This window comes from Bradyrhizobium genomosp. I (2014), from assembly GCF_000261685.1.
In the GTDB taxonomy this organism is placed as follows: Bacteria; Pseudomonadota; Alphaproteobacteria; order Rhizobiales; family Xanthobacteraceae; genus Bradyrhizobium.
Genome location: NZ_AJQE01000403.1, coordinates 1 through 7,465 on the forward strand (window position 1 = coordinate 1; position 7,465 = coordinate 7,465).

The window sequence follows — 7,465 nt, forward strand, 5'->3', positions numbered from 1 at the left end:
TGGTGAGGATCAGAACAATCGAGCCATGGAACCTGACAGGCACTCCAAATCCAGCGTTGACCAGCCCGACGAGAAGCTTCGCGGCCGAGCGAGGCCCTGACCCTACGCGTCGGCATAGCAATCGTGGACCGGTTCATCATATCGTTTTACAGCTTAAGGGAGATGCAGTGAATCGTGAGGGGCTCTATTCTTCGATGTCCGCCGGATAAATTTGGAAATGCGGCAAATGATGATCGAGGACGATAAGGGGATTCGCCCCGGCATCGAAACGATGCGCGGGTTGCCTGCATTTTATGATGGTGCAGTCGTGACGACATCGTCGCTCACGAATGTAAGTCTATGTGTCGATCTGGACGCGGCGAAGCAGTTGGATCGATTACAGCCGATGATCGAACCGATAAACTACACGACGCTTTGGCAGCTGCAACCTGTGTCAAACAGTTGAAGTTCGATGCGGTTTCTCCTTTTCGCCCGATGAAGTAGTCTACGAAAATCGAGCGATGCAGTTCGTAGCGCATATTTAAGCTATCTAATGCGGAACGAACGCCGCATAAACTTCATCGGCTCCACTAGGGTTGGCGCGATTATCGCCGCCGCTTCGGCCAAATATCTCAAACCATATATGTTGGAGCTTTGGGCTCGACGCCGTTGATTGTGCTCAACGACGCGGGCGAAAAAAATGACAAGGCTGGCGCGAGCGCCAAGCAAAGGAGACAGGCGAGGGGTGTGGCCCTGCGAAGTGCACACCGCAGTTTTCCTTATTCGCGCGGGAGGGCCACTGGCGTGGAGCGTCGGTCGAGATAGCCACCAGGGAACGCAGTCAGGGGAAGGATTGGCGTATATGGATGCCATAACGCGAGCCCAACCAGCCGCGCGTCAAGCCGTACGATCAGTTTGCGGGCGATCATGTTAGCTATCGCCTCATCAATCTCGCCCTGCATTACATTCGCCGCGCCCGGCCGATCGCACAGGCGAGTTTCAGGCGAGCCTTCGTCCGCGGCCAGAAGAATTTCTCGCTCGAGGCCTCTGACGCGGTGTTCGCGCTCGATTGCTATGGCTCGCGTGTCCTCGACTATGATTTCGTCGCCGTTGTCCTGCATCGACAGCATAGAGAAAGTCGGCCCCCTCCAGGCTTTCAGCCAGGCATCGATGCCCTTGGCGACGGCATTTAGCCCCGGGCGGTTTTCGTCGCGCGGTGTGAAATGGCCGCCGACATCGTGGTCTTCGCTGTCTTCGAAGTAGTATACCTGTTCCGAGAGATCGCGCTCCGACAGCGGATACACGTAGCGATAGGGGGCGGCCGGGAGCAGCTTCAGTCCATGTTTCTCAGCTGTGTAATGATAGGGGCTGTAGCGCTGGTATCGCAAGCGTACCGCAGGTCCCGGCTGCAGATGATGCAGCAACGGCAACCAAGAGGCCATTTCCGCATACCATGCATCACACTCGCCGGGAAAGCCCCACAATAAACTCCAACTGACCCGCACGCCGTACTGACGGCACCACTTCAACAGCTGAACATTGTGCGCTGAGGTCGTTCCTTTGCGCATCAGCTTCAAAACACGAGTATCCAGGCTCTCAATACCCGGTTGAATCCAGCGGACGCCGGCGGCAGCCAGCTTTTCCACTTCGTGGCGCTTCAGGTTGGCTTTGACCTCAAAGAAGATCGCGAGCTTCTCGGGTAGCGCGGTGAGGTGAGGGAGCGCCTTTTCAAGGTAGTCAATGGCCATAATATTGTCTACAGCTTCGATGCGCGACGAGCCGTAGCGCGCCGACATCTCAATCATCTCCGCTGCGGCCTGCCCCGCGGGCTTCTGGCGGTAGGTCATCGATCCGCCGTTCAGCCCGCAAAACAGGCAATGACTGCGCTCGCCCCACCAGCAGCCGCGAGAGAACTCCATCGGCAGCCCAGCATGGATGCGGTCGGCGTAGAGCGACGCCTCAACCTCCGCAAAATAGTCCGAGAAATCCGGCAGCGGCAGGTCACGCATGTTCTCGATCACGGCGCGGGGCACTAAGTCGCGCGTCGACGCCGCGGGATAGCCGGCCTCGCGATGCGTCGGGCCGAAAACGCCAAATGGCAGGTCAGCAGGCGGGATGTCTCTGCCGCGATTTAGGATGTCCCAACACAGCGGGCCGATCAGTGCGTCGGCCTCGCCCGACACGACATAGTCGACCCATGGGAAACGCGCGTGAGTGCTGCGCCCCATTACCGACTCGCAGTTCGCTCCACCCATGAGGGTGACAAGATCAAGTGAGCGCTCGCTCAGCCGGCGCAGCAACGCGAGCGAGGGGACATGCTGGGTGAAGGTCGAGCTGCACCCGACCATAGCCGGCCGCTTCGCCAATATCTTGTCAGCCGTCCAGTCGATAAACCCGCCGATGAGCGAGCGCAGCCTAAGGAAATTCGCGCGACGCTCGGCCATACCTTTGCCTGCGTGTATCGGGTTGCGCTCGAAATAGAGGTCGAGGAAGGCGTTTTGTTCGGGTTCGAAGCCGGGAAAAGCAATGCCCGCGAACAGCCAATCAACCAGTGCCTCCTCTGGCGGGCAATTCTCAAGAGGTCCATAGTCGGCGATGCCTATGTATTCTAGAAACCAGATGTTGGCATATGCTATGGTGGATTGCAGTCCAGCCTGGGTCAGCGCTGATTTCAGCAGACCAAGCGCCAGTGACGGCCTTTCGACTGCCGACACAGGCATGTTGACTAGGACGATTGGCACAGCGATACTCATAATCATTCCACGTTATTCATGATGTGCGCACAGGTGCGTTCGCCATGCCATAGTCTCATGCGCCGGACGGCAAAGTGAATTCTGCGCGACTCCTGACCGGAGCTGTGAACATGAAGTCGCTAATTCGGCTAGTGGGCAGCCCGCTTCGAGCCACGATTTCCGCGTCACGTTCGTTGCCCGGCGACTGGACGGCATGAGCAAGCAGAGAGTGCTGGAGCCGAACGGGGAATAATTGCCTGCACGCGGCTCCGCTCTGGTATTTAGCGGCGCCACCCTCGAGTGAGACTCGCTGTTTTTCATCATTGATGAACGGACTGACGTCGTCATTCACATGGACCTATCAAAGTTTCAGGCGCGTCGTCGTCCGCTAGCAGGGATCACCGCCAGTGCAAGTTGCAGTGGCGCGCCACGAAAAGCCACGACCTCTCCGGAACCAGCGGCACCGTCGTCTGGCAGAACCATTTGATTGACCACTGGGCGGGGCAAGCCATTCTCGACTTAACCGCGTGCGTCCCAGTCGTGCACCGCTGATGCCCGAAATGAGGGCTTGGCTCGAAGCCGCAAGCGCGGAACCCCGCTGGTCTTCTTTTGTCACGCCGGTTGTGCACGCCACGAAGCCAGGGACCGTGGATGCGGAGCGGCATGTCATCGCGCTCAGCACTGCTGGATGGTGGGATGCTGCTGTCGCTTGAGGCTAAGTAGTGCCTCAATGCGAATCGGCACAATCTGCACCCGTATGGGAGGACGCGTGTTTGACTCCTTCGATGCGCCTCGTCGTCCAGTCACCGGTCTGCCAGATGAAGCAGTCGTCGAGGTCTTCTTCGATCAGCCCGGTCATGTACAACTGATCGAGCAAGTCGGCGACCCCAAGGAGGGTTGTTCCGTCAGCTGCGACCCGAATAACCAGCTCCGACATTGTGCAGTTGCCGTCCGCGATCAAAGGGCCAACGGAAATCGGGGCGATGTCGTCGAGCACGCGGTGTTCCATGTTGCGTGAGCGAAGATGAAAGCACCGGTTCCCTGCCTTATATTGCAGGTCCCTGCGGAAGCGGATCGGCAGGTCATATGGGCTGGGCTCTCGAGCATATACTGTTCGATCATGCTCTGCAGCCCGCCCCGGAAACCGTCAGGCGTGCTGAAGAAGCGTTCACCCAGAATGCGGGTACCCGAGAGGCCAGCGATCGCTACCCGGCACCGGCGTCACCAGTCGTAAACGCCCCTGCCGCATATTTACGAGGAAGCCGGAAACGCAGGCGATCGTCGTGTGATTGCGTTCCAGAAAGGCGATTGCACCGTCCTTGTTAGCGCCCCTGCGCTTCTCCTTCCGCTCGCGCGCGCGCCCGACCATGGCCTTTGCTGTCTGCGCCTCCTTGCCCTGCAGGATGAGTTCGACTCCTAGCAACTCCTCAGGCGAAAAGGCCGTGTGAATCTGATTAAGATGGGCCCTGCTCAGCACGGAGAAACGATTCGTCGTCGTGCGATATAGATTGAAGAGCCCGAGCACGTGCCTGGTGAGTGCCGGATCCTTGAGTGGGGCTGCGGTTGTTGTTTGCGGTAACGCGCCCGTAATCTGATAGTAGTCGAACAGAAAGCGATCGTAGTGTGGGTTGTCCATAGGATCTGTGGCCCAGTAGCAGAAGCCCGTGCGGACTGCAGAACCAAACATTTCGCTCGCGACACCAACCACGCCCCGCCAAAGCGCTGCATGCTCTTTGCTATGTCGTAATAGCCTGTAAAGCGATCGGCCGAGAGGCCACAGAACCAACAACCGACGCTGCAGCCTTCGCTTAGCTCGAAAGCGATTATGGGGTGCGTGAGCGACGCCGCCGACACGCCCAATTGGTCATTGCAGCGCCGGATTTGCCGCTCGCGCCAAGCATGAAAGCGAGGATTGATCGTCGACATCTCGCCTTCGTCGCGCAAGAGGTCGCGATGACGCATCATCTCGCGGAGATACTCATCCCACATCACAGCCAGCGGCCACGGCGCAGACTCCGGCTTGAAGCGGTATTGTTGGTAGCCACCGCGCCAGAGCGGCAGCACCTCCATTGGATCCACATTGATGCCGTACCGCTCTGTTACCGCTCGAGGGGTGGCGATTGCCTCCGCAAGCGCCCTGCGGAACTCCTCGTCACCGACTAACCGCTCCATGAAGCGTTTGAGATGCGATAGCGTGCGCAGTTGCTCCGGGGTACGCCGGTCAAAAATCTGTCGGTAGTGCTCGGCGGCAGCGTGTGTCATTGACGAAGCTTACTTCATGTTTTCATCGCACTTCATCGCACTTCATCGCCTCCTCGAGCAACCACCCGATGCGGTCAGAGCGAAGGCATGTCAGACCTCGGCCACGACCGCTACAATAACAACCACAACAACTGCAACGGGCTCAACTGCTGTGGCGTGGTCAGAGGCCGCTTCCGCGGCTTGCGCGCCGCTCGTGGCCACCTCTGCAAGGGCCTGAACAGCGCCGGTCGAGATCGTATCACTCGAATTAAAAGTGCCACCGGCGAGCGGTTTAGTCGTCAACTTCTGTCGAGCTCGAATGCAACTTTTAGCTTCATCAGGTGTGAAGCTGTAGCCGAGGCTCTTTCCGATCACGACAATCGATGCAAGGCCGGTAGCAATTGGTTTTACGCGTTCAAGCAGACCACCGTCGTTCCCCAGATCGTTGACGAATCGCTCTACGTCAGTTCGCGACACAGCCAGTCTCCGTGCCTTTGCTCAAAGTCGCCAAATCATCCATCTCGGGCTCACAAGCGATTGGTGCCGACGCCGTTAACAGGGCAAGAGGCGTGCCGAATTGAAGATTGCTGATTTTTCGTTTTTCTGACCCTGCGTATCGTCCACTTGGTGACACTTTGTTGCCGAACTGACAATCGGCCCGCTACGCGGGACGAGGTTTTCGTTGACAGTATCCAAACGGAGCAGGTTCTTCACGGCTGCGCCACAACGACGGAGGCAATCCGTCGAACAATACAAAATAGTCAAGAGAGCCTGGGGGCGCTGTCCAAGCGTTATGGATCAATCCGAAGACCGTCGCAAAATGGAAGAAGCGCGGTTCGGTGGCCGATCTTCCGACCGGCCCGAGAGAGCCAAAATCCACCAGTTTGTCGCTTGAGAAGGAGGCCATCATCGTCGCCTTTTGCAAGCATGCGCTGCTGCCGCTGGATGACTATGACTGCCTTTATGCTCTCCAGGCGACAATCCCGCATCTGACACGCTCATCGCTTTATCGCTGTCTTCAGCGCCATGGCATCTCACGGCTTCCGACGTGGAGGATGGCAAGGGCGTAAGGCGCAAGTTCAAAAGCTATCTCGGATACTTCCACATCGACATCGCCGAGGTTCGCACCGCGATGGGAGGGCTTTATCTCTTCGTCGCAATCGATCGAACCTCGAAGTGCGCCTTCACCGAGTTGCACGAAAAGCCACGAGTGTCACAGCCGACTTCCTGCGGAACTTGATCAAGGCAGTCCCTTACAAGATCCACACCGTTCTGACGGACAACGGCACCCACTCACCGACCCAAGCGGTGGGAGTTGGACTGTGGCCGATATCAAAGCCATGATCGAACGAAAGCAACCATTTTGGGCTCATGCCTTCGAGGTGGCCTGCGCCCGCAATGATATCGATCGTTGCCTGACCAAGCCTAAGCATCCCTGGACCAACGGCCAGGTCGAGCGGATGAACCGCACCATCAAGGAGGCCACAGTCAAGCGCTTCCACTACGACACGCATGACGAGTTGCGCAGCCACCTCGCCGACTTCGTCCGCGCCTACAACTTCGCTCGCCGGCTGAAGACCCTGAAGGGCCTCACGCCCTACGAATACATCTGCAAATGCTGGACTTCCCAGCCAGAACGATTCAAACTTAATCCGCTCCAGCAAATGCCGGGACTAAACACCTAGTTTGGAAACGCAGTCGCTGTTGGAGCTTGCATACGGACGGCGCGGGCCGCTCGCCGTCGAAGGAGAGCGGCAATCGCCGTTCTTGAACCGGGCCCGTTTCTTGAGCCGCTGGTTGGCTGCTTTCGGGCAACGCTCCCTGTTGCTGATCGCGCTGCTGCTCCTCTGGTAGGCAGCTTCCAGGTTTGGTTTGGTAGATCCGGTCTTCCTGCCACCGTTCACGGAGGTCATCGTACGCTTGCGCAAACCGGCGATCATTCACTACTCTTGAGCACAGCCAGCGAATTCACACGGCGCTTTGCGCCATCAGCAATCGATATGGCCATCTTCTCCGGAAATCCTTTTGGAAGCGCATTCAGCACCTGATCTATGGCCTTTGCGGCTGTATCGCCGAGCTGCTGGATGACAACCTTGACTGTTTTGTCGGGTAGACCGCAGCTTTTCGCAGTCTGCACGAAATGTCGGCCGAGAACCGTGTGGACGATGTAATGCCGGTTGCTGCCGATCGCCATGGCCAGCTTCATTTGGTTTTGGCTGATCTGTCCAGCGTCCAAGCTCGGTTGGGTCGAAATGATGTCGTAAAGCGGTGCAAGATGAAAACGACCGCCCGGCGCCAAATGAATGCTAAAATTCTTCGCGTGGCCATCGGTGGCGGCAAGCAGCCAGAACACGATCTGCGCCTTGAAGAAAATGGCCTGGTCGTCCTCAGGCGTATCGCTGCCCTTGAGGAAATCCGAGATTTTGCGGATGCCGGGTCCGCCATCGGATTCATACTTTCGCGCGGGTGGAACGGACAGCGCCTGGCAGCAGTCTTCCTGCGGCAGGCGCCAC

General features: G+C 58.0%; 4 protein-coding genes and 3 pseudogenes. 3 read left to right on the forward strand and 4 right to left on the reverse strand.

Going from position 1 to position 7,465, the window contains the following annotated elements; all coding sequences use genetic code 11:
• Positions 1–226: 226 nt before the first annotated feature.
• Together IC50_RS35385 and IC50_RS43525 are read left to right on the forward strand one after the other, a co-directional pair.
• Positions 227–445 (forward strand): hypothetical protein, encoded by a 219-nt coding sequence (locus IC50_RS35385; protein WP_223153707.1) that lies wholly within the window; start codon positions 227–229, stop codon positions 443–445.
• Positions 446–544: 99 nt separating this feature from the next.
• Positions 545–669: pseudogene (locus IC50_RS43525) on the forward strand (aldehyde dehydrogenase family protein); the annotation flags it as partial.
• 89 nt (positions 670–758) lie between these two features.
• Here IC50_RS43525 and IC50_RS35390 read toward each other — a convergent pair.
• The 3 genes and pseudogenes from IC50_RS35390 to IC50_RS35410 all read right to left on the reverse strand — a co-directional run bounded on the left by IC50_RS35390 (position 759) and on the right by IC50_RS35410 (position 5,429).
• The gene (locus IC50_RS35390) at positions 759–2,738 is read right to left on the reverse strand and encodes a RiPP maturation radical SAM C-methyltransferase (protein ID WP_011084777.1); all 1,980 of its coding nucleotides are present in this window, start codon (positions 2,736–2,738) and stop codon (positions 759–761) included.
• Between the two features lie 700 nt (positions 2,739–3,438).
• Positions 3,439–4,973, reverse strand: a pseudogene (locus IC50_RS44085) (radical SAM family RiPP maturation amino acid epimerase).
• Between the two features lie 90 nt (positions 4,974–5,063).
• Positions 5,064–5,429, reverse strand: coding sequence for a Nif11-like leader peptide family natural product precursor (locus IC50_RS35410; RefSeq protein ID WP_035716053.1), 366 nt, complete (start codon positions 5,427–5,429; stop codon positions 5,064–5,066).
• Between the two features lie 213 nt (positions 5,430–5,642).
• Between IC50_RS35410 and IC50_RS39730 the strand changes: the two are divergent.
• A pseudogene (locus IC50_RS39730) lies at positions 5,643–6,637 on the forward strand (IS481 family transposase).
• A gap of 251 nt (positions 6,638–6,888) precedes the next feature.
• Here IC50_RS39730 and IC50_RS35425 read toward each other — a convergent pair.
• Positions 6,889–7,465 (reverse strand): HipA domain-containing protein (locus IC50_RS35425; protein ID WP_035716056.1); only part of this gene is annotated, 577 nt, incomplete at its 5' end.